Genomic DNA, 24,314 nt, shown 5'->3' on the forward strand with positions numbered 1-24,314 from the left:
CTCGACGTGGCCGAACTCCTCCGCGCCGATGCCGAACACCATGTCGCGGTACTTGCCTGGGACGTGCATGTTCCACCCCTGGAACATGTACTGCATCGCAACGCTGATCTCACCGTACTGACCGCCGAGCACCTCCTGCAGCTTGCGGGCGTACACAGCGTCCGGCTGCTCCGGAGTCGCCCTGTACTGAAGTTCCTGACGATGAAAGAACATGGACCACTCCACATCATGGGACGAATGCTGAAGCACTCGGCTTCCCGCGTCGAAGTCACCCAAACCTGAGAGCGCAGCATGAACTGCGGTGTCAAGAAGTTCGTAACCCGGCCTGCGCCGGGTGTTCTCTGGCGTTTCGAGGGTCCGGGGCGGGGTAGCCGGACGCATGGACCACCAGATTGCCGACGTTCCCTGTTCTTCGTCGGCACCGCGACCACAGTGCTGCGGCTGGGTCCGTTCACGGTGCTCACCGATCCGAACTTCCTGCCCTGGGTGCTGGTGATCGGCGTCGTCTACTCCGCTGTCAGAGCTGTTCGCCGTCGCCGCTGATAGCTGGGCCCTCGTGACCCGATCCTCCGTAACCGCCCAGCAGACCACTGGGGGCACCCTGCCTCGAACCCGCGTACGCGCGCTTACGCAGCGACGAAAGCGCACGCGGTACGGGGACCATCGCGGAGTGGGCGTTCAGGATCGGGTCGAAACGGATCTTCCGGTGCGGCAGCCGTTCGGTGATCACCAGCCTTCCCCATGCCTGCCTGCGTCCTCGTGATCCGGCGAGCAGCAGGTCGACCGCGAATGGCAGTGCCTCGGCCAGCTGCCCTGGCGGAATCGACTCCGGATGGGCAATCGCCGTGATCCACCGCAGGCCTTCGGCCGTCCTGAACGGCATGATGCTGCTGTAGGAAGCACGGCGCGACCAGTCGCGGCGAGGCAGCGGCAGGCAGCGCGTCAGCCTGCCGGAACCGGCCGTCGAGAGCAGCAGGTCGACCGGCTTGCCCGGCCCCGACGCGTCCGGAATCCGCACCGCGAGACCGAGCACGTCCGGCCAGCCGCCAGGTAGGCCCACCCCCTTGGACATCCGCACGGTGACTGTTTCGACCACGGCGCCGGGCTGCCCGGGCCAGCCGTCGGGCAATGTCAGCTCCGCGGCGAACACCAGACCAGCTGGGTGCACCGCCGAGGCGTGCCGTAACCGCGCGAGACCTTTGAAGAAGGCGACGACCAAGCCCTGCCCCGGCTCCATCCGTGGTGTGCGCATAGCCTCGGCTACCCGGTATCGATGCGGTCAGTCCGCCGACAGCGTGTCGAGGAACAGATCCTGGTTGATCGTCGTGGCGGTGACAAAGCCCATCGCCGCTGCCGAGACCACGAAGGTCATCCCGGATGGGCTGGACTCCCGGCGAGCCATGTCCCCCACCGCGTAGATGCCCGGCACACTGGTCTGCCCGGCGTCGTCCACGCGAACGCTGCCATCGTCCAGCATCACACAGCCCAACTGTGCGGGCAACGCGCTCGCCTGACGAGTAGTGGCGTGCAGGAACATCCCCGCACACCGCAACGGCGGCCCCTCATGGAAGATCACCTGCTCCACACCGTTGTCCCGTCCTTCGACGCGGCGCACCACTTGTGACCGCACCGACACACCGCACCTGCGGAGCACGCCCTCATCACCCGTGTCCTCGATCCCGTTGGTGCAAAGAGTGACCTGCGAGCTCCACCTCGTCAGTTGCGCGGCGAACATCGCGTCGTCACCGCCGCCGGTAGCCAGCACCGCCAGCGGCTGATCGCGCATCTCCCAGGCGTGGCAGTACGGGCACCCCATCACGCCTCGACCCCAGCGCTCAGCCACACCGGGAACGTCCGGCAGATCCTCCCGCACACCGGTCGCGAGCACGACCCGGCGGACAACCGCAGCGCGGCCGTCGTCCAGTTCGACCGCGAACCCGTGCTGTCTACTGACGACTGTCCGAACGCGCCCGTCACGCACCTCGACATCCGGGTACTCCCGCACCTGCTTCGAACCGGCCGACCGCAGCTCGTCGGGTGCCATCCCGTCACAGGCAAGCATGCCGTGCACGCCCGCCGCCGGGGAATTGCGTCCAGCGCCACCGTCGACCAGCAGTGTCGTACGGCGGGAACGGCCCAGAACCAGCGCGGTGCTCAACCCTCCCGGCCCGGCTCCGATGACCGCCACGTCGTACAGGTCCCGTGCCATGCGGATCACCTTTCTCGGCCACGCTCGGATGGCGGAAGTGACAGGGGTGGCCCGGCAGCGAATACCCCGCCTGGTCGACCCGAACCACGAGGAACGGATGTGGACGACGACCGGACTGGAGCGAGGCCCATGTTTGCCCGTCACGACGCCGGGAAGCCACTGGTCAGCGGGCGCCGTCCAGGACGAACCGAAGAAGGAATGCCGGGCAGAACCCTTTCGGAGAAGAAAGAAGGAGCGGTCTTGAGGGTACGGAACGCTGTTGTCGTCATCACGGGGGCGTCGAGTGGTGTCGGTCGGGCGACCGCGTTGCGGTTCGCCAGGAACGGCGCGGCGGTGGTGGTCGCCGCTCGCCGTGAGGATGCCCTGCGTGAACTGGTCCGGGAGTGTGAGCACGCGGGCGCCCAGGCGTTCGCCGTGAGCGTCGACGTCACCGACGCGCACCAGGTGAACAACCTGGCACACCTCGCCGTCGAGCGCTTCGGACGGATCGACGTGTGGGTGAACGCCGCCGCGGTCTCGGTGTTCTCGTCGTTCGAGGAGATCCCGCTGGACGACTTCCGCCGGGTGATGGACGTCAACGTGATGGGATACGTGCACGGGGCCCGAGCGGCGCTGCGGTACATGCGAGACCAGGGGGCTGGTGTGCTGGTGAACGTGTCCTCGATCGTCGGCGTGGTGCCGCAGCCGTACACATCACCGTATGGCATGTCGAAGGTCGCGGTCCGGGCGTTGAGCACCAGCCTGCGCCAGGAACTGCGGCTGGCCAAGGAACGCGGTGTGCGGGTCTGCACGGTTCTGCCAGCCACCATCGACACCCCGTTCTTCGATCACGCGGCCAACTACACCGGGCGCCGGGTCAAGGCCATGCCTCCGGTGTACTCGCCCGAACGGGTTGCGAAGGCCGTCGTCAACCTGGTTCGCGTACCGCGACGTGAAATCGTGGTGGGTTCCATGGGACGTGGTCTCGTGTTGCAGGCGAAGTGGATGCCTGGCCTGACCGAGAAGATGATGGCGCTGCAGACGGAGCGAACTCATTTGTCACGAGACGAGTCGGCCTCTCCCACACACGGCAACTTGCATGAGCCCGCTTCAGGCACTGGTGGTGTGCAGGGCGGGTGGCACGGTCGGCGTCGCACAACCATTCGACGCGTCACGTCAGGAGCGCTCATGCTGACGGGCGCGGCTCTGGCAGTGGCTCGACGCAAGCGGTCCGGTCAGCGGGGTGGGCGCCGGGAATGACCCGTGCCGATCCGAAACTGCATGCCCGGCCAGCCCAGTTCGGTCTCCAACCAGGTCACGACATCGGCTTGGCGCGTCTACCCGTGAAGGTGACTGGTAAACATCCCCGAGGCTGATCGACGTCGGTACCGTGTTCACGAGTCCGGTACGAGCAAGTCCCGGTCCTCCACCGCCGCGAGGGACAGCGTCCTGTACCCCGCGTCGTCGAACAGCACGGTCAGCCGGTCCTGCTCGACCGACATCACGACTCCGTGCCCCCATTCCCGGTGGTGTACGGAGGCACCGGACGGGAAGTGGCTCGTGCCCGGATGTTGGTCTTCGGCGGTTCCGGCGTCACACGTGTCGCACGCGCCGCAGCGGTCTTGCTTGTGCTCGCCGAAGTACCCCAGCAGGTGCTGACGACGGCAGCCGGACGTCTCGGCGTACTGCCTCATCATCTCCAGCCTCGACCGGATCAGGCGCCGATGCGCGTCGAACACCTCCATCGCCTGGTCAACCGCCTGTTGAAACGGCAGACCGGACCGAAGACCCACCAGGTCGCCGGTGTCCGCCGTGGTGAGCGCTCCGGCCTGGTCGAGCAGGTTGATCGCTCTGGTCCGCTGGGCGGCAGGCGTCCCCGGCACGAGGTCCGCGACGGCTACCGGCCCGGTGTTGTCGTGCAGCGCACGCGCCACCCGCTGGACCGCGTGCTCCGGGCCCTTTCCGCCAGCGAGGAACTTCTGCAGGCCCAGGTCTTCCGGGCGGTAGTGCAACACCACCGTGGCCGGTTCGTCGTCCCGCCCGGCTCGCCCGATCTGCTGGTAGTAGGTGTCCAACGAGTCGACGACGGAGGCGTGCAGGACGAACCGCACATCCGGTTTGTCGATGCCCATGCCGAACGCCGACGTGGCCACCACGACGTCGATGTCCCCGGCCATGAACCGCCGATGGACGTCGTCACGGGCAGCGGATCCCATCCCGGCGTGGTACGCCGCCGCACGGACGCCGGTGTTCACGAGTTCATCGGCGTAGAACTCCGCGTCCTTGCGGCTGGCTGTGTAGAGCAATCCGGTTCTGCTCGCCGGATCGGACGTCAGCGCGCGTACGTCCGACAGGATCGCGTTGCGTTTGGTGGTGTCGTCGGTCCACCTCCGCACGGCCAGGTGCAGATTGGGCCGGTCGAAACTGGCCACCACCTCCCGGTGGTCACGCAGCCCGAGCCGGGACGCGATGTCCTCACGCACAGGAGGCGCGGCGGTGGCCGTCAACGCGATCACCCGCGGATGGCCGAGCCGTTCGATCACCGGCGCCAGCCGGAGGTAGTCCGGCCGGAAGTCGTGGCCCCACGCCGAGACGCAATGCGCCTCGTCCACGACGAACAGCGACACCCCGAGGTCCGCCAATCTGGTCCGCACGTCATCGCGGGCGAGTTGTTCCGGGGCGAGAAAGATGTACTCCGCGCCGCGTTCGGACACGGCCTCCCACGCCTGGTCCCGCTCGGCCTTGCGCTGCGTCGAGTTCACCGCGACCGCGGGCGGTGCTTCGCTGTCCCTGATGCCTTCGATCTGGTCGTGCTGCAACGCGATCAACGGCGACACCACCAGGGCCGGGCCGTCCAGCAACAAGGCAGGCACCTGGTAGATCGCCGACTTGCCCGACCCGGTGGGCAGCACCGCCAGCACGTCGTGTCCGGCCATCACCGCCTCCATGGCCGCCAGCTGCTCATCACGCAGGCGCGACCAACCGAACTTCTCCGCTGCCAGACGCCGCAGTTGCTCAGCGTGCGTCACCGATCAGTGCCCCGGCTGGGACCGACATCGGAATGACGGCCAGGCTGGAGCGAGGCGTGCCGTTGCCCAGGACCCGGGCCGGACCTCGCGGCGAAAGCGTCAGCGACGACACCGGTCACGAACCCGTAGACCGCTTTGTGCAACAGGTCCACCGCCAGTTCTGCCCGGGGCCACGTGGGCGGTGGAGCGCCGACGCCAGTGGCGTTCTCCAGGATCTGGTCGTTGGTCAGCCGGACGACCGTGAACTTCGCCGAGGACCACGGCCCGCGCAGCCCCGCGTGAGCCATCACCGATCGCAACACACCGAGCACGATGCCTTGGCCGAAGTGCATCGCCCAGTTCACCCACACTGGCTGTTGTCCCGCACGTTCGGGCATGCCCGTCAGCTGCTGCAGCACCCGGGCCGGTACATGGGAGTCGGGCCGCCCGGTCAGCCGCTGTTCCAGCTTCTCTCCCAGCGTCATCACCGCGACCCCGGCCGCACCCGATACCAAACCCTGCCACACCGCGCGTTTCATCATGCCCCTGCGGGTACCCGGAGGTGGCGCGCCTACCCGCGCCTTGACGAGGACAGGAGTGTTGCGGTCGCAGAGAAGGCGCTCGGGCCACCATGAACGCCGAGCAGCACCGGGGGAATCTCCCGATGGTGTACACCGGAAGATGTTTGAGCCCGGCCAAAACGGCTAAAGCGTGTTCATGACCGGCTCCGACGACCTCAGCGCGTTTGTTCTGGCCCGTCTCGACGAGGACGAGGAACGGTTCAACGCCGACGAACTGCCCCATCTCGACGACGCCGAACGGCACGGCCGTATCCGGATCATGTACGCCGACGACGGCGAGGGTCTGCTGGTGAGCGCGGACCCGGTGCAGGCGCGGGAAGAACGCGCTCCGGTCCCGTTCCCGGAGAAAGTCGCCTTCCTCCGCGCCGAGGCCAAGGTCATGCGGGATCCGGACGTGTTGAAGCTGGTGGCATCCGTCTACAGTGCACATCCCGACTGGCCGAAGGTCCAGTGACGCCAGGCATTCGGAACTGCCGCCACCTCAACGCGGACACCGCCGTGCGGCCACGAGCAGGCATTCGTCCTCCTCGGACTCCTGACTCCTGTCCGTCGACCATAGCTTCGGTAAGTCTCGGCCGACAGGTCACGTATCGGTGCCTCTCAAGCGGTATTGCTCTGCTAGTCCAAGTGGACACAGGTGTGCCGCCGCTCAGCTCGGGTGGAGCGTGAGGTGTCAGCGGTGCGGGCCGCGTGGTGGCCGGGGCGGGGTCATGGCCGCGCAGGTGATCACCAGGGCAGCGAGGATGAAGAGGGTGAGGACGAGGTCGGCCAGGGCGTTGAGCAGCAGATCGGTCAGCATGGTTCAGTCCCGTCGTGCAGTGGCTGGCCCACCGCCCTGTGCACCGGTCAGGTTGGTGGCGCGGTGTCGTGCGCGCAGGCTGGTGAGGGTGACCGTGGCCAGGATGATGACGATGACGGCCAGGGAGACCGGGGTCGGGATCTGCGGTACCCCGGGCCAGATCTCGTGTGCCCAGTGCAGGACGAGCTTCACTCCGATGAACGCGAGGATGATCGCGAGGCCGTGGTTGAGGTGGGTGAGCTTGGCCAGCGCGGTGTGCAGCACGAAGTACAGGGCGCGCAGACCGAGCAGGGCGAACGCGTTGGTCGCGAACACGAGGTAGGGATCCTTGGTGATGCCGTAGACCGCGGGCACCGAGTCGACTGCGAACACCACATCGGTCGCGAACACCGCCACCACCACGACCGCCAACGGAGTGAGCGCCCGCCGCCCCCGCTCCCGGACAGTCAGCCGCGCACCGTGGTAGTCGTCGGTGACCGGCAGCCACCTGCGCAGCAGCCGCACTGACCGCATCCGTGAGGTGTCCTGCACGGCATCGGCACCCGTCACCGCCTGGTGCAGGATCTTCACCGCCGACGCGAACAGGATCACACCGAACACGAGGAACGCCCATGTGCCGGCCGCCAGCATGGCGGCGCCAGCCGCGATGAACACCCCACGCAGCACCAGAGCGCCGACGATGCCGTAGAGCAGCACACGTTGCTGCACATCCGAGGGGACCGCGAACGCGGCCAGCAACAGCATGAACACGAACAGGTTGTCCACCGACAGGGACTTCTCCACCACGAACCCGGTCAGGAACTCCATCCCCTGAGCGCCACCGAAGGCGGCCCACAGCCAGAGCCCGAACAGAACCGGTAGCGTCAGGTAGAACGTCGACCAGCCCACGGCCTCCCGCATCGACACCTCGTGCGGGCGACGCGTCACCACGAAGTCAGCGACCAGCAGTCCCAATAGGACAGCGATGCTGACGAACCACAACCCTGGGGAGCCGACCGATTCCGTCGACGCGGCCAGCACAACCGACGAGTCAGGCAACGGGACCTCCTCGAACCGAGGTGAACATCCAGCGCGTTCACCGGCGCGTTCGAGGTCTCCTTCACCCACCAGGGGCGGCCTGCCGAGGACATCATCGGGATGTCCGTCCTGACCGGCGAGGCCCTACCGGAAGTACTCCCCTCGCCCTCAGTATCACCACGCCACCCCCAAAAGTAAATCGCTGGTAAAGGACTATTAAAGTTTCACCCAGGTGAGTGATGGCGATGGGCGGCTCATCGAGCAGCTCCGGACCCAGCTCGCGAAGCAGATCCAGGACCGCTCGCTCGCCGTCGGCACGAGACTGCCGACGGCTCGCCAGTGCCGTGGCACAGGCCAAGGCCGCGGCGGGAGACAAGAACGTGGCCGTCGCCGGTGGCGGAACGCTGGTGCGCCGGGTGATCGCGGCGGGCCTGCTGGACGAGTTGGAACTGCACATCGTTCGGCACCGGTATGCGGCTGCTGGAACCCCGGTCACGGCTTGCCGCAGCACGAGCGTTGACACAACGAGGGACCCACCGAGTCAGGGCGCGCCGCCTTCTCCGGGCGCACCGCCCATGCCGAGTGCGATCTGCACGGTGATCAGGGTGAGCCAGCCGAGCAGGAACAACACGACCCAGAACATCGGTTTGCGCAGCACTACAGCCACCGATTCCGTTTGAAGATCCGGTAGAGGACGAAGCACGCCGACAGGATCACGACCATCACGGTCGGGTAGCCGAACTTCCAGTGCAACTCCGGCATGTGGTCGAAGTTCATGCCGTACACCCCCACACCCATGGTGGGTATCGCGATGATCGCCGCCCACGCGGTGATCTTGCGCATGTCGTTGTTCTGTCGCAGCGTGATTTTGGCCAAGGTCGCGTCCACCAATGTGGTCAGCAACTCGTCCGCCCTGGCCACCCGTTCCGCGACCATCGTCAAGTGATCATCCACGTCACGAAAGTACGACCGCACCTCCACCGGTACGAGTGGTGTGTGCCCCTCGGCCAGTTGGCGCAGCGGAGTGGTCAGCGGCGCGATCGCCCGTCGCAGTTCGAGCACTTCCCGCTTCATCAGGTACATCTGTTCGGCACCGACCGTGCTGTGTGGCGCGAAGACCACCGACTCGACCTCGTCGATGTCACGATCGAACGCCTCGCTGACCTCCAGGTAGTCATCCACAACTCGGTCGGCGATCGCATGCAGCACCGCAGCGGGGCCCAGCCGCATCCGGTCTGGCTCCACCTCCAGTTCCCGGCGCAGGCCACGCAGGCCGGAATGGTGGCCATGGCGCACCGTCACGATGAAATCGGGACCCAGAAAGGCCATGATCTCCCCGGTTTCCACGATCTCGTTCGCCGTGGTCGGTGACTCGTGCGCCACGTAGTGCACGGTCTTGAGCACCATGAACAGCGTCTCGTCGTAACGATCCAACTTGGGCCGCTGGTGCGCGGTCACCGCGTCCTCGACCGCCAGTTCGTGCAACCCATAGGCGTCCGCGATGCCCTGAATCTGCTCACTGTCCGGCTCGAACAATCCAACCCAGACGAACCCGTCGCCGCGCCGACGGACCTCGGCGATCGCGTCCGTATGCGACCAACGGCCTGGCAACCGCTCACCATCCACGTACACGGCGCAGTCCACCACATACGCTGAGACCGGCACCGGACCGCCTCGCTCCGGTTGCCCACTCGCCCAGCCGCCCGGCGGCCTGATTGCCATCCCACCTCCATGTCATGTGTGACAAGGGGACTCATCGGTCCTCCGCGACAACGTGAGCGGCCACGCGACGAAGCACACTGTGTCCCACGCATCAGCAGTCTGCTGTCCAGCCGGTCAGGTTCCCTCTTCGCCGTCTGGGGCGCGGCTGTCAGGCACTCCGGGACCGTCTCCTGCCCGGCGAGACGCACCGCGCGACTGGGCGTAGTGCCCGACCGTGCGCTGGGCCGTCTCCGCCACGTGCGCGTCAGCGATCACACAGACCTGCCGTCGTCCCTCGCGGCGCACCGTCACCAGTCCGGCCAGTTTCAACTTCGCCACACGACCTGCAGACGCGCCGTCGCTGGCAACATCCCGAACGTGCCCGCGACCTGCTGCAGCAGATCCGGCGAGATCGGCTCGGCAGTCCCACGGCGTGTCACGGCCGCAGTATGACACACACTTGTACAAATGCTTGAATATCGGGTGTGGCTCGTCCCAGGCCCGACGCGTACGTAACCGGTGGTGCGGGAAACGAAACTGCTGTCTCGATCGGGCGAGGCGAACGGCCCGTGGAGAGCTCATATGGGCGGCCGTGGTGGGTCGCCGTGACGGTAGGCGTTGAGGCGTGCGAGCAAGCGATCCACATCCTCGCGCAACGCGGTCAGGTGTTGCTTGTGTTCGCTGAGTCTTTGCTCTTGGTCGTGAATTCGGCGACGCAAGTGAACCAAGCCCTCGTCGAGATCAGTTGGTGCCGCAGCGTCCTGGTCGCCGTCAGTCATCGTCCTACCTGAACAAGGTCGGCCGCCACGTCCGGCGGGTGGAGTGCCGGGGAAGTGTTCCCCGTTCACCCGCCCTCCAAACCTGTCTGCTCGATCTAGGCGCCGCCGAGTTCGTTGGCGCGGGCCTGGACCGAGCCCGGAGCCCACAGGGCTGTGGTCCACGCGGTGGCCGTGTCCGGGTCATCGAGCTGTCACCGCGATGTCGGCGATGTCCTTCCAGACTCGCAAGGTGTGATCCAGGTCAGTGTCACCGGCCACGGCCTGTTCCAGGGCCGCGAGCGCGGGGCCGGCGACCACCTTGGTCCGGTGCAGCCGCAGAACTTTCCGGGTCCAGGGCCAGTCGCCAGGTGCGGATCAGGCCGAGGTGATCACGGGGATCACGGATCGAATCGCGCACAGCACCTTCCGGCCCGCTGGTGAGCGTTTCGCCAAGTCCAACCCGCAGAAACACTCACCCGCGTGTCCGGTCGGTCAGCTGCCGGCGAACGAGCCGGTTTCGACCACGGTCCACTTGCCGTTGTCCACCCCGTACACGGTCAGCACCTTGTTGGTGCTGTCGCCGAATTCGTCGAACGCGACCTCTCCGGTGGCCCCATTGCCCTTGTAGTTCTGCACATGGTCACGCATGGCATCGCGCTGCGACTCGTCCCAGGCGCCGTTCGCGCCAAGCGTGTTCGCCAGGCTGGTGATGATCACGTTGGCCGCATCGTATGAAAAGGCACCGAACCCGCCGTATGCGTCCGTGTACTTCTTCTGGTTGTACGCGGCGAGAAAATCCTTCGCGGTTGGCTGCGTTTCGGTGGGAGCGCCGATCGACGTCGCCAGGTCGCCCTGTTTGCCGCCGAGTTCGATGTACTTCGGGTCGAAGATGCCATCTCCGCCCATGAGGGGCACGTTCAGCGCCATCTCGGCCGCCTGCTTGCTCAGCGGTCCGGCCGCCGGGAACTCGCCGCCGTAGTAGATCGCGTCCGGCGTGGCTGTCTTGACCTTGCCCAGCGCACCCGCGAAGTCGGTTTCCTTCTCGCCGAGAGTCTCCTGGGTCACGATTCGGGCACCGAGCTTGCGCGCCTGCTTGATGAACTCGCGGGCGATGCCGACGCCGTAGGTCTTGCCGTCGGTGATGACCGCGATCTTCTTCTTGCCTGCCTTGCCGACCAGATAGTCCGCCGCGTGGGGGCCCTGGAAGGCGTCGGTGGTGCACGTCCTGAAATAGCTGGCGAACTGGCGCTTCGGGTTGGCCAGGTCCTCGCCTTTGGTCAGCGCAGGGTTGGTGTTGCCCGGGGAGATCTGGACGATCTTCTTGGTGGCGAGCACGGGCTGCACGCTCTGCGCCACCGACGAGTTGAAGGTCCCCACCACGCCGACGACGCCAGGGCTGGATGCCAGCTTGGACGCTGCCTGGGCACCCACCTGCGGGTTGGCCTGGTCGTCCTCGGCCTGCAGGACCAGCCGGTAGCCCTTCACCCTGCACTGCTCGTTGGCTTGGTCGACGGCGACCTGAGCCGAATTCCGGATGCCGAGGCCGATGGAGGAGACGCCGCCGCTCAGCGGGGCGATCAGACCCACGACGAGCGCTCCTTTGCTGGTGTCGCATCCGGCGGCCTGCCCACCTGTGCCGGATTCGTTTTTGTTGCTGCTGCAAGCGGCCAGCAGTAGCAAGCCGGCGACCAGCGCACCTGCTTTCGCTGTGGGGTTGTGCACTTGGTGTCCTCATCGGTAGTGGGGTTGGTCTTTCTGGGTGCCGCTGGGATGTGTGTCGGCGGCGCCCGGCGCAACCCGGTCTCTGATGTCCACAGGGGCCACGTGTTACGTGCCCTCGCTCCGGGATATCCCGGAGCGGCACATGCCTACCGAAGGCCGGTGGCCACTGCCAAGAACGTCGCCTGAACCTCGCCCGAATACTCCCTCGCCAGAGAGCATAAGTGGGCAGAAGGGCCCGCTACGCAGAACTGGTCGACGCTGTGAGTGCGCTGGGCCATCTCCGATGCCGTCGATTCGAGTCGGGACGACAGAGCCGTCATCCACCTCGGCTCGACTACGCGATGGAAAAATCAAAATATGTGCCTGGGTAAGGCTCGTCTTTCAGTGTGTAATGCCACCACTCGCGGTCGTACCTGGTGAAACCGCAGGCCTCCATGAGGGAACAGAGGTGCTGCCGATTTCTCGCTTCGGCTGGTGTGATTCCCTGTGCGCCATGATGTGAGATTGAATCCATCAGATCATGGTCACCGCCCATGGGCGCGAGTTCACCGGTAGTCAGGTGATAGAGCGTCAGGTCGACGGTGCCGCCCCGGCTGTGGCCCGATTTGGCGGCCACGTATCCTTTTTCGAACATCTCGGTTCTGGTGATATTCGGGTAGTACCGCAGCTTTGTCCGGCCATCCTCCGGCTGGCGTGACCAGCGCAGAAAGCAGTCCACGGCGCGCTGGGGGCGATAGCCGTCCCACAGAAGCAAACCGAAGCCAAGGGATTCGGCCTTTTCTTGCGCGCTGTGCAGCGCTGCGCACAAAGCCCTCGTGCCAACGATTCGATTTGCCAGATATCCGTCCACCGGTTTTCCGGTGAAGTTGTCCCACGTGGCGTACTTCGCATCCCAGCGTATCCTGGGTACGATCTCGTCCACGTAGACAAAATCTTCGTGCATCGTCATTTTCCTGTCAGTGCCAACGACACCATCCGGTCGATCACTTCGGCGAGCGGAAACCCTGCGGCTGCCATCATTCTCGGATAACGGCTGTAGGAGGTCATGCCAGGAAAAGTATTGACCTCGTTGAGCATCACGCTGCCGTCGTCCTTGAGAAACATATCCACCCGGGCAAGTCCTCTGCATCCCAAGGTGCGATATATGTCTTTCGCTGTCTCCTGGACGAGGGAGCGCGTCTCGGCCGAAATGTCAGCGGGAACGATAAAAGTGGAGTTCTCGGATCCGCTTTCAGGGTCATCCTCCTGGTGGATCCTGAAAAAGCCATGAGACAGAGCGATTCGATCGACCTCGCCGGTCAGCACATTCAGGCCGTTCCCCAGTATGGAGCATCCGAGTTCACTGCCGACGACAGCCTCCTCGATCAGTACCTTCGAGTCGTACTTCCGCGCGGTCTCGACCGCGCTCGGCAGTTCTTCTTTTCGAGATACCTTGCTCACGCCGAAAGACGACCCCGAACGGGCCGGCTTCACGAAGACGGGATAGGTAAGCCGGTCGGCATTGATATCCTCGTCCGCCGTGACGGTCCAGAAATTCGGCGTAGCGATTCCCGCACTGCTGACGACGGTGTAGGTGAGGGATTTGTCCATGCACAGAGCGGAACTCTGGATGTCGCAGCCCACATATGGGATGCCGGAAAGCTCCAGCAAACCCTGGATCGCGCCGTCCTCACCGAGTTTGCCGTGTAAAACGGGCAACACGACGTCCACGTTGATCGTTGTGTATCGCCCCTGCTCCAGAACAAGCAATCCATGGACGCTTCGGTCGGGTGACAGAACGGCCGGACGGCAGTTGCCTTTTTCCCAATTTTCGCCCGGTCCGTCGCACAGCTGCCAAGCGCCGCTCTTCGTAATCCCGATGTAGAACGGTTCATACTTTTCGGAATTGAGATTCTTCGAGATCTCCTGTGCGGATTTGACGGAGACGAGATGTTCCTCGGAAGAGCCTCCGAAGATGATTCCGATTTTCAGTCTATTCACGCTGGTTCCTGCTTTCGAATGTCAAGCAGTTGGTGATGGAGTTTTCAACGCTGTCGCGCAGGGCAAGGTCCGTGTAGTAGGCGGTGTGCGGACTGACGATCACATTTGGCATGTGCTGCAGCCGCACCAACAGCGCGCTTTCGATGGGTTTGTTTCTGCGGTCGGCGTAGAATATCCCTTCCTCTCCTTCGACGACATCCAGGGCCGCTCCGCCCAATCTTTCGGTTTCCAGGGCCGCGACAAGAGCCTCGGTGTCAAGAAGTGCACCGCGTGCGGTGTTGATGACGAATGCGCCGTGCTTCATCTGCTCGATACGTCGACGATGCAGGAGATGGCGCGTCCGTGCGGTCAGTGGCGCATGGAGCGTGACAATATCGCTCCGCTGCAACAAGTCATCAAGAGGAACGTAGTCCGCCGAGATCGTGGGATCGATGTCATAGGCCAACATTCGACAGCCAAAACCCCACAGCCTGTCCATGACTGCTGCGCCGATTCGTCCTGTTCCAATGACCCCGACGGTCAGGTCGCGTAATTCCTTCCCGCGTACGTCATTCAGCCTGTAGTCATGAACATCCGCGCGCCTGATCATGGATTTTGCGTTTCGCAACACCATGAGCATCAGCATCACCGTGTAATCGGCCACGCTATCGGGCGAATAGGCGACATTTTCAACTGATATCCCGATGCTCTCCGCGTATTCCACATCGATGTGGTTGTATCCGATGCTTCTCGTGGAGATGTACGCCACGCCTGCCTGCCTGAGCGCGAGAAGAGTGGAGTTTGCGATGTTGGTTTTGTGGCCGACGCTGATACACCGGTTTCCGACCGACAGTTCGACGTTGGTTTCGGCTACCGCGTCCGCTGTGATGGTTGGTATCACGCCAACGCGAGGCGCTATCTCTCGGAACAAGACAGCCTCGTCCCGCTCGCAGCCATAGATCGTGATTCCCGTGGCGAGGACGGCCGAGGAGGGCGTGGACACCGGTGATCGCACGTGGCGGGCCACTATTCGTGCTGGTTCGCTGTCGGTCATGCCTTCCATGGAGTCTCCTCTGCGTAGGTGCGGCACCGGAGGCACGTGTGAGGTGCCACGTTCAAAGATCCACACCGAAAATGCAACAGATCCGCGGCGGGTGTGGGCGGAATGGGAAAAGGGAGAGGGTATGTTCGTGCACTGCCGGAGATTCGGCTCAACCCGATGATGTCCTGGCCGTCTCGATGTCGTGCGTACGAATGCGGGAAGACTTCCGCTGTGCCGGCTCTGGATCACCGCGGTTGGGGCCATAGTGGGAGCCGGCCTTGCCTATGGTTACGTCGCCATCGAGGTCTCGGGGAAACCGCCTGGAGATGGTCACGCCAGGTCGGCCGATCACGGCGTCGCAGCGAACGCTGGTGACATCGGCTTTCAACCGGCTCCGCCGCCGAAGTCCACCAGTCGTCCGGCGCCGAGTCCTGTTCTGCCGTTCACCGCGAAACTGGCGATGTCTGACATCCCCGTCAAGGGTGGTGGGGTGCGAAGTGGCGGCTGTAGCGGTGCGTTGATCGCTCCTGAGTGGATCATCACGGCTGGGCACTGCTTCCACGACGTCAACGGCGTCCGGGTCAGTGGAAAGCCGCGGTACACCACAACGGTGACGGTCGGCAAGCTGAAGGACAGTGATCCCGGTGGGCGGGCCGCGATCGTCGTCGACGTCCTGCAGTCGCCGGTCAACGATATCGCCATGGCGAAGTTGGGCGCGGCTATCGAGGACGTCGTTGCGTTGACGGTGAGCGAGAAGAAGCCGACGCTGGGACAGCGGCTGCAGTTCGCTGGTTGGGGGACCCTGTCGGCCACGGCCGTCACCCGGTCGGATCGCGTCAAAAGGGGACAGTTCACGGTCGCGAAGCTGGCGCAGACGACCTTCGAAGCCGAGCACCTGGGCGGGCGGACCGTGGAGAACAGTCCGTGCCCGCAGGATTCAGGCGCGCCGTTGTTCGTCTCCGACGACGACCGCACTGGAATCCTGGTGGGTGTCGTCAGCAGTGGGCCCCCGTGTCCGCAGCGCGGCCGGGAGGTCATCGCGCGGGTGGACACAGTGTTCGACTGGATCCATCAGCAGGTGGAGAACAGGCTTTGATGACCCGAGAACGGGCCTCACATGGATCATCTGAAGAGATCGTGAAGACGTCCGGGCCAGACTGGTCGCCATCAGCACACCGACGGGAGGCAACCGATGCGCTCGACGCAATCACGGCGCGTTCGCGTAGTCATCGAGGCATCAGATCCGATTACTCACGCCAGTGTTCTCAGTCGGCTCGAGGCGGGTGACGAGTTCACCGTCTTGTCGCCGAGCGACTGCGCAGAAGCGGATGTCGTCGTGCTCGCACCTGACCGGCTGGACGCCGACGTGCTGTTCGCCATGCGCAGATCAGCGTCGGAGAATCGCAAGCCGGTCGTTCTGGTCATCGACCACATCAGCGAGTCCGAGTTGTTGGCCGCGGTGGAATGCCATGCGGTGGCGATTGTGCCGCGGCAGGCGGCAACCACCAGCCGCCTTTCGCGTTGTGTGTCCGACGCGGCGGCGGGAGGCGGGGTGATGCCTCCGGACGTGCTCGAGCAGTTGCTGAGGCACGTCGAGCACGTGCAGCGCGAAATGCCGTCACCGTGTAGAAATCCCACCGCGGAGCTGACATCGAGAGACACCGACATCCTCCGCATGTTGGCGAGGGGGCTCGACACCGCACAAATAGCCGACGAACTGTGCTACACGGTGCCCACGGTCAAGAACCTCATCTCCAGCCTGCTCGTTCGCCTCACTCTCCGCAATCGCTCGCAGGCCGTGGCATATGCCATTCAAACCGGCGCGATCTGATCTTCAGGTCCGGTGGCGGCATTCTTCGAGGTACCGCAGGACGGCGGTGACTCGGCGGTCGACGCGATCGGTCGGGGCGAGGCCGAGTTTGGCGAAGATGCTGCGGATGTGCTTGTGGACGGCACCGTCTGTGACGGACAGTCGTTCGGCGATAGTGCTGTTGCCGAGGCCTTCGGCCATCAACGCCAGTACGTCGTGTTCTCTGGCGCTGAGTCGGTCCAGACGGGTGTCCGACCGGGTTTTGGTCAGCAGTTGCGCGATGACCTCCGGGTCCATCGCGGTGCCGCCGCTCGCTACGCGGTGCAGTGCGTCCAGGAACTCGGCGACCCGGCCGACTCGTTCCTTCAGCAGGTAGCCGAGGCGGGAGCCGCCGTCGGCCAGCAGCTGCGTCGCGAATGTCTGCTCCACGTAGGCCGACAACACCAGCACCGCGAGATCTGGCTGGCGGCGCCGCGCCGTCACGGCCGCTGTGATGCCCTCGTCGGTGTGGGTCGGCGGCATCCGGACATCCACGATGGCCACGTCGGGCTTGTGCTCGTCCACCGCGGCGAGGAAGTCGTCAGGATGCCCCGTTGTGGCGACAACGTCCAACGACTCGGCTCGCAGCAACAGCGCGAGTCCTTCGCGCAACAGCAAGTCGTCCTCGGCGATCACAATCCGCACGGCAGGCTCACAGTCAGCACAGTGGGTCCACCTACGGGGCTGGACAGCGCGAACGTTCCGTCGTGTGCTTGCACCCGGTGGCGGATACCGACGAGTCCCGATCCGCTGTGCTCGTTCGCTCCGCCGTCGCCGTCGTCGGTTATCTCCACGAAGAGCAACTCGCCACGCCGGTGGAGCACAACACTCGCGTTATGCGCACGGCTGTGCTTGGCGATGTTGGTCAGCCCCTCCGCGACCACGAGATAAGCCGTTGCCTCAACAGACGCGGCGCATCGTTCGGGCAGATCAGCCTCGACGCGGCAGGAAACCGGGCACGCCGCGGCCAACGCGGTCAGCGCGTCGGGAAGACTCCGGTCTGACAACACCGGAGGCAGGATACTGCGGACCACCTCGCGCAGTTCGGCCAGCGCCTGTTCCGCGGCGCACTGGGCACGTTCGAGAACCGCGTCGGCACTGGCCGGATCACGCGCCAGCGCACGCCGGGCCGCACCCAGCAGAACGCTGACGGCGACAAGGCGGTTCTGGGTGCCGTCGTGCAACGACCGTTCGATCCGCCGCAGCTCAGCGGCATGAGCCTCCAGTGCCGCGGCGCGGGTGGCGGCCAGCCGGACGACGCGAAGCGCGAGGTCGGCGCTGGGATCGGGGGACAGCAGGTTTCGTCCGATCCGCGCCTGCACACGAGCCATGAGCGGGAGAACGGCCACGACCACGAAACCCCAGCCCACTCCCATCAACATCACCCACAGCGCGTCCTGGACATCGTCGACACGCACGAGGCTCAACGTGTCGGTGGCCTGCTCTGGTGGCAGCAGATACCACCAGAGCAGGAAAGTGATGTCGCTGACCACGTAAAGCGGCAACGTGGCCCCCGCTATTCCGAGCGTGAACCCGGCCGTCCCGTGCGCGAGGACCCACCGCAATTCCTGGTGGACCGCGGGATCCCGGACAGCGGCCCGCAGCGAGTCCGGCACCGGATCGGGGCTGACGATATCCGGTCCCCAGCGGGACAAACGGGCGCGTTCCCGGTCAGCGATCATACGAACCATTCGAAACGTCGTCGGCGCCAAGTACAGCCCCACGCCGACAACGCTCAACAACGCGGTCACCACCAGCCACAGCAGCATCGCGATCGCCATGACGCCAGTAGCCAGCCCGCCGACGAGGTGTTCAAGCGCTTCCACGGTGTCACGGACTCGCGACCACACGTCCCACTTCCGCGTCGGTCGTGTGACGCGAGTCGACATGTACGCCTCCTTGGTGGCCGTAGGACCGAACACCACGCGAGCGGTCACCCCAACTGCCGGGTCGCACGAATCGCTGTCGACACGGGGTATGCCCCCGCAGGCTACCGAGTGTCCGCCGTCAGCCGGAAGCAGCCGCCGAGTGTGTTTCCTCCTCGACGAGGTCGGCGTTGATCTGGGCCGCCGCTGCGGCACCCGCTGCGGCGGCGGTAGCGACCTGCGCGGTCAGATCGGTGACGTTGCCAGCCACCCATATCCCGGGCACGTCCGTGCGACCCGTCACGTCGGACGGGATGTACTGCCCGATGCCCGCGGGGTGTTCCACCAGCCGCAGACCGACCCCCGCCAGGAACCGTGCACGCGCCACCATCCGTGGTGACACCACCAACGCGTCTCGGCTGACCACCGTGCCATCGGCCAACCGGACACCGGCCAGCCGGTCGTCGACTATGTCCAGTGACTCCACTGCGCCGTCCACCACGCGAATGCCCCTCGCGGCGAACCGTTCCGTGTCTTCTTCGGACAGACTCGGTGTGGCGTGCGAGAAGAAGGTGACGTCATCGCTCCACTGCCGGAACAACGATGCCTGGTACACCGACAGCGGGCCGGTCGCCAGCACGCCGATGGCCTGGTCACGAACTTCCCAGCCGTGGCAGTACGGGCAGTGCAGCACGTCGCGGCCCCACCGGTCCCACAGCCCGGGAATGCCCGGCAGCTCGTCGGTCAGCCCGGTGGTCACCAGCAGCCGGCGTGTGAAGATCGTTCGGTAGTCGGCGAGCGTCACCGCGAACCCGGTGCCGCCGGCCACGGCCTCGACTGTGCCGTGCACGACCTCACCGCCGTGCCGCAGTACGTCCGACCGGCCACGCTCCAGCCACTCGGCGGGCGTGATCCCGTCCTGGGACACCAACCCGTGGATGTTGGCCGCCGGTGTGAAACGCGGTGATCCCGAGTCGATCACCACCACCGACCGCCGCGACCGGGCCAGCACCAACGCCCCGCTCAAACCCGCGGCCCCTCCTCCCACCACCACCACGTCGTACCCGTCTCGCTGCTCAAACATGTGATCCCCCTGCCACCGCGCGATACCGCACGCGAATCGGCCCCCAGACACAGACTGGTCATTGCTCGGGCGATCGGCGACCTCCGGTTCGGATACTCGGACTCCCCGGACCGCGACACCGGTGCGCCCGGCCGCGCCGGGCGATGTGTCGACAATGGAGTCTTCCGCGGACCGCACCGCGCTCCCTCACCGCAAGGTTCGCCTCACCGGCGCCCGGGTACAATCCCCTACGCTGGAAGAACCGGAGTACAGCCTGCTGTACCCGCCTTGTACAGCTCAAGGGATCGAAAACAGCGCGCGGGTCTCGTACTCTCACTGCGGATCACGACAGCCACGTAGCACGGAGTATTGATGACCGACGCTCGCCGCACTCGCAAGACCTCTGACACGCAGGGGAGCGCCGATCGGCCGAGCGGTGCCTTCCGACCGCTGCTGTGGCTGGCACTGCTCATCAGCGCGTCGGGGAACGTCGTCGTGTCGAGCGCGAACCTCAACGCTCTCATCAATGTCGCTTTCGGACTCACCACGGTGTCGTGCGCGGCGACGCTGATCGTCCACCACTACCGGCACCACCGCCGATGATCCGCGAACCACATCAGCCCGTGGCTGGAGTTCGCAAGATCCACTGTGACCGCCTGGTCACCGAAGACCGGCTCGATCTTCGCGATCACTCACAGGCGATGGCACACGCCCTTCGAATCGGCCCGGTCTGAGTACCGGGGTGCGCATCCGACTGGGGCCACCCATCAGCACACACACGCCCGCACCGCGTACGCCGCAGCGTGCGCGCGATTCCTCAGACCATGCCGTTTCATCACTCTGTGCAGCACGTTCTTGACGGTTCGGTCCGAGTAGGCGAGCTTGCCCGCGATCTGCTCGGTATTGAGCCCTTCGATCAGCAACCGCAACACGTCGCACTCGCGCTCGGTCAACCCGGACATCATCAGTCCGTTCGGGCGCAGCACCTGGCTGTCGACGTCCTGGACGAGTGCCAGCAGCTTGCGCTGCAGGACTGGGGGCATGGACACGATGCCCTTGTGCGCTGCGAGCACCGCGTTGAGCAGTTGCGGTCCTCCGGTCTCCCGCAACGGGATGACCGCGGTGACGCCGAGGAGAACGGCCGTCAGCAGATCGTCTTCGTTGAAGTCATCGGTGACCACCACGCACGACCGAGGGCCGTTCCCGGTCGGGTTCCGACCCACCGGGCCCAGTTTGGACAGTGTGTTCCTGGTCGTCCTGGCTTCGAGCAGCAGAACCACGTCCGCGCGTGCGAGTTCGGATTCCGGCAGGACGCAGACAGCCTTCTGCGCGCCCAGCAAGACAGTCGCTCCGTTGCGCAGCAACGGGTCGGACGTGACAACAACGACGTTCGTAACCTTCACGCTACCCCCTGCACTGGGCGGCACCCGAACCGGGCAAGCACAGTCACCGCCATCCAGCGCGGCGTACCCCGGCATGGATGAACCCTCGGTTCAGAAGCCTAACTGATGTGAAAGTACACAAAAAGGTTTCTTTCGGTACCAAGGCCGACGAGATTGCGAAGAGAGCGCGAGCAGCACCCGGCATTGTCTGCGCGGCGGGCGGAAATCTTCGACGAAACTGATCAACGACGGGGCGAACGCTCCGATTCTCAACAAGAGCCTTGACCAGCTTCCCGCACTACAGGCGGTCGCGCCGCACGACGAGGCAACCGCCTCGACTGAGCGCCACCACATCGTCGCACAGGGCCGGACGACCGACGGACGGTGCGCGTCCACAGGTAGCCGGTCTGCGGAAACACCTGGATGTCCGCAGGATTGTGCGACCTGGCAAGAATTTGCCATCTTCGCGCGATCGCGGCCCGATACCCCGCCCGATCCGTCCGGCGATCGACCACTGGTTGGCGACCGCACAGAGACCGATGCGCAGGGTGCATGGCCATTCAGGTCAGGAACACCGCTTGGCGCGCGGCCGGTGCTTGAAGATATGACCAGGGCTAGTTGGCCGTCAGCCTGGGCACTCCGGTTTCCCAATGGTCACTGATCCGGTCATGGTGGGGGCACTGGCTGTGGTTGTCATCGCATGATGCGGGTGTGCATGCAGTACTCGCCGCTATTGCCACTGATCGGCCGCTGGTGTTGGTCACTGGACCGACGGGGGTCGGCCGGACGAGTTTTCTCGGCAAGGTGGGGGACGAGCTTCGGAAGCGCGGGACACGGGTGTCGGCGACCCGGTTCACCCGTGAAGGCGATGCGGTGCCGGTGTGGCTGGGCGGGGCCGACACCGTCCGCTTGTCGATCGGTCCGGTCGCCGGGGCGCACCGAGAGCCGGAGATCGCGCGGCGGGCTGCGGTGGTGGTCGCCAACACACTGTTTCGTGGCGACGGTGAGGGCGCGCTGCTGATCGACGACGCGCAGTGGATCGATGATGATTCACGGGCTGTGCTGGAGGCGCTCGCGCGACGGATGGCGGGGACGTCGGCGGTATGCGTGTGTGCCGTGCGCACGCCCCTGACACGGGCTGATCAGGTTGCCTGGGCGCGGAAGTTGAGTGACGAAGGGCTTCTGCGTTCTGTGCGGCTGCGGCCGATGACTGCCGCGGCGATCTCCCGGCAGTTGACGGCCGTGACGCTGGCGAGGCCGGACGGTGAGCTGGTCGCCCGTGTCGGTGCGCTCAGCCGGGGCATTCCGGCTGCGGTGCGGGATTCGATTGGAGCGTTGTGGCACAACGGGTCCATTCAAGTTTTCGGCAGCAGTGCGTATCTGGTGGACGGCACGCGTCCGGTGGAGCCCCCGCAGGACAACGAATTCGTTAGGATGATTCGTGGTCTCGGGCGGCGGGCCCATGCGGCGGCGAAAGCGGTCAGCGTGCTGGCCCCGTTCGGTGCGGACGTACCCCGGCTGGTCTCCGAAGTGCTCGGTACGACCGAGCCGGAGACCGTCACACTGCTGGAAACTCTGCGGCAGACGGGAATTCTGCACCGTGGTCACCATGGGAGCTCGTGGCGGTTCCCGGTTCCGCTGGTCGCTTCGGCGCTCGTCGCGGGTATGGGGCCGTTCGAACGGCGGCGCCTCGCGGCGAAGGCTGTCGGCGCGGTATGGGCAGGCGACGCGCGATGCGCCGACGCGGACTATCTGACTGATCTCGTGGCCGACGCCGGTCGGCTGATCGATCCCCAGCGCGCGCTCCGTGAACTGCTGCTCCGATCCACTGAGGTCGGTGCGCAGGCACCCGAACGCGCGTTGCGCTGGCTCGATTCGGCGATCGGGCTGGCCGAGAGCCGGGCTCAGCATGTGATGGTCATGCGCGCGCATATCGCCGCATGCCATACCCAAGGTGACCACGAGCGTGGGCTGCGCGGTGCACTGCTGCTGTTGAACGACTTCGCTGACGAGCTCACGCCGGACGTGACGCAGGACGTCCAAGTGATGGCGGTGCACGCGCTGAAAGGCGTGCGGGACACCGAGGCGCTACAGGAGATCGCAGACCTCCGGAGCCGATGGGCGGGAGACGACGCCGTGGGCACGGTCACCAGGGCGTTCGCGTACAGCATGCTGGACCGCTGGGACCAGGTGCGCGATCTCCTGGCGCGGACCGAGGACCAATGGCGTGCCGGGAACACCACGTCCGTTCGGTACGGTTCCCAGCTGTACTTGATGGCGGCCTTGTGGACCGGCCGCGTGGAGCGTTTCGAGCAGAGCCTCGCGGACCGTTCGCAGTGGCCGTTGCGGGATGTCGGACGCCATCGAGTCGAGCACGTCAACTCCCATCTGACCGCGTTGCTGGTCACCGGTGACTCCAGCCGCGCCGAGAAGCTGCTGATCGACGAGGACCTGCCGGTCGAGAGCCTGCGGCTCGCCAACCGCGCGATGCTCGCGGCGATGTGCGGGCAGGCCGATCTCGCCGTCCATCTGGCCACGCGCGGCATCGCGAACGGCACGGACCGCGACCTCGACGCCGGATCCGCCGCCATGTACCAGAACGTCGTCGAAGTACTGGTGGCGCAGGGCAAGCTGACCACGGCACGGGAAATGCTGATCACCGCACGGGAGACCGGCCCGCAGCTGGAGCACCTGTTGTACATCGCCGAGGCGCGGATCGACCGGGCGTTGGGGGAGAACGGGCGCGCGGCGGCCAAACTCCGCGCCTTTCTCGAAACGAGGGAGCGAGGACTGCTCGTCGGCGCCGACCTTTGCTGGTCGGAGCTGGCCGATCTGGCGCTCGAGGCCGGTGACCGGCAGGAGGCGAGGCGGTGTCTCGCCGAGCTGGAGCTTGTCGCCGAGTCCATGCCGACGTCCCGCGCGCTGACGCATGCCCGGCTGGTCCGGGCCTGCGTGTGCCACGCCCCGCAAGCAGCGGGCGAAAGTCTCCGCCTGGCAAGGGAACGCGGCCAGCCTCTTGAACTGGCCGCGACGGCGGCGCGACTTGTGCGGCATGGGGCAGGCGAGCCGACGTTGCTGAGCGAGGTCTACGAGCTGCTGGGTGAACTCGGTGCCCTGCTGTACCGGTCGTGGATCCGCAACCTCATGCGACAGCACGGCGTCGTTGTCCCCGGCCGAAAAGAGACCGTCGCGGAGAACGAACGCGTGCTGGCCATGCTCGCCGCCGACGGGTTGACCAACAAGCAGCTCGCGATGGCGTTGCACACCACCGAGAAAAGCGTGGAAGGCCGGCTCAGCAGACTGTTCGCGCACACGGGCTTCCGTTCCCGGATCGAGCTGTCGACCGCGATGCTGACCGGTGAATTCTAGCTTCGTTCACG

General features: G+C 65.5%; 25 protein-coding genes. 6 read left to right on the forward strand and 19 right to left on the reverse strand.

The window, feature by feature from the left end:
• The 3 genes from ALI144C_RS07660 to ALI144C_RS07675 form a co-directional block, all read right to left on the reverse strand.
• A partial coding sequence (locus ALI144C_RS07660; protein WP_193441160.1) for a manganese catalase family protein occupies positions 1–213 on the reverse strand: 213 nt, incomplete at its 3' end.
• Positions 214–517: 304 nt separating this feature from the next.
• Positions 518–1,252, reverse strand: a complete 735-nt coding sequence (locus ALI144C_RS07670; protein WP_143230494.1) for a hypothetical protein — start codon at positions 1,250–1,252, stop codon at positions 518–520.
• Between the two features lie 27 nt (positions 1,253–1,279).
• Complete coding sequence (locus ALI144C_RS07675; RefSeq protein WP_083752826.1) at positions 1,280–2,209, reverse strand: NAD(P)/FAD-dependent oxidoreductase; 930 nt, start codon at positions 2,207–2,209, stop codon at positions 1,280–1,282.
• A gap of 240 nt (positions 2,210–2,449) precedes the next feature.
• On the opposite strand from ALI144C_RS07675, the gene ALI144C_RS07680 reads away from it, so the two are divergent.
• On the forward strand, positions 2,450–3,448 hold the full coding sequence (locus ALI144C_RS07680; protein WP_076986439.1) for an SDR family oxidoreductase: 999 nt from the start codon (positions 2,450–2,452) through the stop codon (positions 3,446–3,448).
• A gap of 134 nt (positions 3,449–3,582) precedes the next feature.
• On the opposite strand, the gene ALI144C_RS07685 is transcribed toward ALI144C_RS07680, so the two are convergent.
• Entirely contained in the window at positions 3,583–5,217 is a 1,635-nt protein-coding gene (locus ALI144C_RS07685; protein WP_076986317.1) for a RecQ family ATP-dependent DNA helicase, read from the reverse strand.
• Positions 5,214–5,738: a hypothetical protein gene (locus ALI144C_RS07690; RefSeq protein WP_076986318.1), complete on the reverse strand. Its 525-nt coding sequence runs from the start codon at positions 5,736–5,738 to the stop codon at positions 5,214–5,216. Before ALI144C_RS07690 ends, ALI144C_RS07685 begins: the two co-directional genes overlap by 4 nt.
• Before the next feature lie 175 nt (positions 5,739–5,913).
• Between ALI144C_RS07690 and ALI144C_RS07695 the strand changes: the two genes are divergently transcribed.
• Entirely contained in the window at positions 5,914–6,231 is a 318-nt protein-coding gene (locus tag ALI144C_RS07695) for a hypothetical protein (protein ID WP_076986440.1), read from the forward strand.
• 219 nt (positions 6,232–6,450) lie between these two features.
• Here ALI144C_RS07695 and ALI144C_RS58350 read toward each other — a convergent pair whose 3' ends face one another.
• From ALI144C_RS58350 to vanH, 10 genes are all read right to left on the reverse strand, one after another.
• Positions 6,451–6,576 carry a hypothetical protein gene (locus ALI144C_RS58350; protein WP_269086658.1) on the reverse strand — a complete coding sequence of 42 codons (126 nt, stop codon included), beginning with the start codon at positions 6,574–6,576 and terminating at the stop codon, positions 6,451–6,453.
• 3 nt (positions 6,577–6,579) lie between these two features.
• Positions 6,580–7,614, reverse strand: coding sequence for a TerC/Alx family metal homeostasis membrane protein (locus ALI144C_RS07700; RefSeq protein ID WP_076986441.1), 1,035 nt, complete (start codon positions 7,612–7,614; stop codon positions 6,580–6,582).
• A 520-nt stretch (positions 7,615–8,134) separates the two neighbouring features.
• Positions 8,135–8,260, reverse strand: a complete 126-nt coding sequence (locus ALI144C_RS58355; protein ID WP_269086661.1) for a hypothetical protein — start codon at positions 8,258–8,260, stop codon at positions 8,135–8,137.
• Complete coding sequence (locus ALI144C_RS07710) at positions 8,251–9,315, reverse strand: magnesium and cobalt transport protein CorA (protein ID WP_076986319.1); 1,065 nt, start codon at positions 9,313–9,315, stop codon at positions 8,251–8,253. Before ALI144C_RS07710 ends, ALI144C_RS58355 begins: the two co-directional genes overlap by 10 nt.
• 114 nt (positions 9,316–9,429) lie before the next feature.
• Entirely contained in the window at positions 9,430–9,633 is a 204-nt protein-coding gene (locus ALI144C_RS56260; RefSeq protein ID WP_193441161.1) for a hypothetical protein, read from the reverse strand.
• A gap of 239 nt (positions 9,634–9,872) precedes the next feature.
• A complete protein-coding gene (locus ALI144C_RS54200; protein ID WP_143230496.1) occupies positions 9,873–10,073 on the reverse strand; it encodes a hypothetical protein in 201 nt (66 codons plus the stop codon).
• Between the two features lie 471 nt (positions 10,074–10,544).
• Positions 10,545–11,639: a branched-chain amino acid ABC transporter substrate-binding protein gene (locus ALI144C_RS07720; RefSeq protein WP_237774033.1), complete on the reverse strand. Its 1,095-nt coding sequence runs from the start codon at positions 11,637–11,639 to the stop codon at positions 10,545–10,547.
• A 469-nt stretch (positions 11,640–12,108) separates the two neighbouring features.
• Positions 12,109–12,717 carry a D-Ala-D-Ala dipeptidase VanX gene (gene vanX, locus ALI144C_RS07725; RefSeq protein ID WP_076986443.1) on the reverse strand — a complete coding sequence of 203 codons (609 nt, stop codon included), beginning with the start codon at positions 12,715–12,717 and terminating at the stop codon, positions 12,109–12,111.
• Positions 12,718–12,719: 2 nt separating this feature from the next.
• Complete coding sequence (gene vanA / locus ALI144C_RS07730) at positions 12,720–13,754, reverse strand: D-alanine--(R)-lactate ligase (RefSeq protein WP_076986322.1); 1,035 nt, start codon at positions 13,752–13,754, stop codon at positions 12,720–12,722.
• A complete protein-coding gene (vanH, locus tag ALI144C_RS07735) occupies positions 13,747–14,796 on the reverse strand; it encodes a D-lactate dehydrogenase VanH (RefSeq protein ID WP_202818885.1) in 1,050 nt (349 codons plus the stop codon). The genes vanA and vanH overlap by 8 nt, the downstream gene beginning before the upstream one ends.
• A 469-nt stretch (positions 14,797–15,265) precedes the next feature.
• On the opposite strand from vanH, the gene ALI144C_RS07740 reads away from it, so the two are divergent.
• Together ALI144C_RS07740 and ALI144C_RS07745 are read left to right on the forward strand one after the other, a co-directional pair.
• On the forward strand, positions 15,266–15,871 hold the full coding sequence (locus ALI144C_RS07740) for a S1 family peptidase (RefSeq protein WP_237774034.1): 606 nt from the start codon (positions 15,266–15,268) through the stop codon (positions 15,869–15,871).
• Between the two features lie 96 nt (positions 15,872–15,967).
• On the forward strand, positions 15,968–16,606 hold the full coding sequence (locus ALI144C_RS07745; protein WP_076986323.1) for a helix-turn-helix transcriptional regulator: 639 nt from the start codon (positions 15,968–15,970) through the stop codon (positions 16,604–16,606).
• 3 nt (positions 16,607–16,609) lie between these two features.
• On the opposite strand, the gene ALI144C_RS07750 is transcribed toward ALI144C_RS07745, so the two are convergent.
• The 3 genes from ALI144C_RS07750 to ALI144C_RS07760 all read right to left on the reverse strand — a co-directional run bounded on the left by ALI144C_RS07750 (position 16,610) and on the right by ALI144C_RS07760 (position 19,573).
• Positions 16,610–17,269, reverse strand: a complete 660-nt coding sequence (locus tag ALI144C_RS07750; protein ID WP_076986324.1) for a response regulator transcription factor — start codon at positions 17,267–17,269, stop codon at positions 16,610–16,612.
• On the reverse strand, positions 17,257–18,513 hold the full coding sequence (locus tag ALI144C_RS07755; RefSeq protein ID WP_076986445.1) for a sensor histidine kinase: 1,257 nt from the start codon (positions 18,511–18,513) through the stop codon (positions 17,257–17,259). Before ALI144C_RS07755 ends, ALI144C_RS07750 begins: the two co-directional genes overlap by 13 nt.
• A gap of 118 nt (positions 18,514–18,631) precedes the next feature.
• Positions 18,632–19,573 (reverse strand): NAD(P)/FAD-dependent oxidoreductase, encoded by a 942-nt coding sequence (locus tag ALI144C_RS07760; RefSeq protein WP_076986325.1) that lies wholly within the window; start codon positions 19,571–19,573, stop codon positions 18,632–18,634.
• 351 nt (positions 19,574–19,924) lie between these two features.
• On the opposite strand from ALI144C_RS07760, the gene ALI144C_RS07765 reads away from it, so the two are divergent.
• A complete protein-coding gene (locus tag ALI144C_RS07765; protein WP_076986326.1) occupies positions 19,925–20,155 on the forward strand; it encodes a hypothetical protein in 231 nt (76 codons plus the stop codon).
• Between the two features lie 164 nt (positions 20,156–20,319).
• On the opposite strand, the gene ALI144C_RS07770 is transcribed toward ALI144C_RS07765, so the two are convergent.
• Positions 20,320–20,955 (reverse strand): response regulator transcription factor, encoded by a 636-nt coding sequence (locus ALI144C_RS07770; RefSeq protein ID WP_076986327.1) that lies wholly within the window; start codon positions 20,953–20,955, stop codon positions 20,320–20,322.
• A gap of 690 nt (positions 20,956–21,645) precedes the next feature.
• Between ALI144C_RS07770 and ALI144C_RS07775 the strand changes: the two genes are divergently transcribed.
• Entirely contained in the window at positions 21,646–24,303 is a 2,658-nt protein-coding gene (locus tag ALI144C_RS07775; RefSeq protein ID WP_076986328.1) for an ATP-binding protein, read from the forward strand.
• Positions 24,304–24,314 lie beyond the last annotated feature (11 nt).

This window comes from Actinosynnema sp. ALI-1.44 (assembly GCF_001984155.1).
GTDB lineage: Bacteria > Actinomycetota > Actinomycetes > Mycobacteriales > Pseudonocardiaceae > Kibdelosporangium.

Bases quoted from the DNA above. Each gene is read 5' to 3' on its own strand.
- ALI144C_RS07695 (WP_076986440.1), top strand. From the start codon at position 5,914: ATGACCGGCTCCGACGACCTCAGCGCGTTTGTTCTGGCCCGTCTCGAC.
- ALI144C_RS07670 (WP_143230494.1), bottom strand. From the start codon at position 1,252: ATGCGCACACCACGGATGGAGCCGGGGCAGGGCTTGGTCGTCGCCTTC.
- ALI144C_RS58350 (WP_269086658.1), bottom strand. From the start codon at position 6,576: ATGCTGACCGATCTGCTGCTCAACGCCCTGGCCGACCTCGTCCTCACC.
- ALI144C_RS07745 (WP_076986323.1), top strand. From the start codon at position 15,968: ATGCGCTCGACGCAATCACGGCGCGTTCGCGTAGTCATCGAGGCATCA.
- ALI144C_RS07755 (WP_076986445.1), bottom strand. From the start codon at position 18,513: ATGTCGACTCGCGTCACACGACCGACGCGGAAGTGGGACGTGTGGTCG.
- ALI144C_RS07710 (WP_076986319.1), bottom strand. From the start codon at position 9,315: ATGGCAATCAGGCCGCCGGGCGGCTGGGCGAGTGGGCAACCGGAGCGA.
- vanX (WP_076986443.1), bottom strand. From the start codon at position 12,717: ATGCACGAAGATTTTGTCTACGTGGACGAGATCGTACCCAGGATACGC.
- ALI144C_RS07765 (WP_076986326.1), top strand. From the start codon at position 19,925: ATGACCGACGCTCGCCGCACTCGCAAGACCTCTGACACGCAGGGGAGC.
- vanH (WP_202818885.1), bottom strand. From the start codon at position 14,796: ATGGAAGGCATGACCGACAGCGAACCAGCACGAATAGTGGCCCGCCAC.
- ALI144C_RS07760 (WP_076986325.1), bottom strand. From the start codon at position 19,573: ATGTTTGAGCAGCGAGACGGGTACGACGTGGTGGTGGTGGGAGGAGGG.
- ALI144C_RS07690 (WP_076986318.1), bottom strand. From the start codon at position 5,738: ATGATGAAACGCGCGGTGTGGCAGGGTTTGGTATCGGGTGCGGCCGGG.
- ALI144C_RS07675 (WP_083752826.1), bottom strand. From the start codon at position 2,209: ATGGCACGGGACCTGTACGACGTGGCGGTCATCGGAGCCGGGCCGGGA.
- ALI144C_RS54200 (WP_143230496.1), bottom strand. From the start codon at position 10,073: ATGACTGACGGCGACCAGGACGCTGCGGCACCAACTGATCTCGACGAG.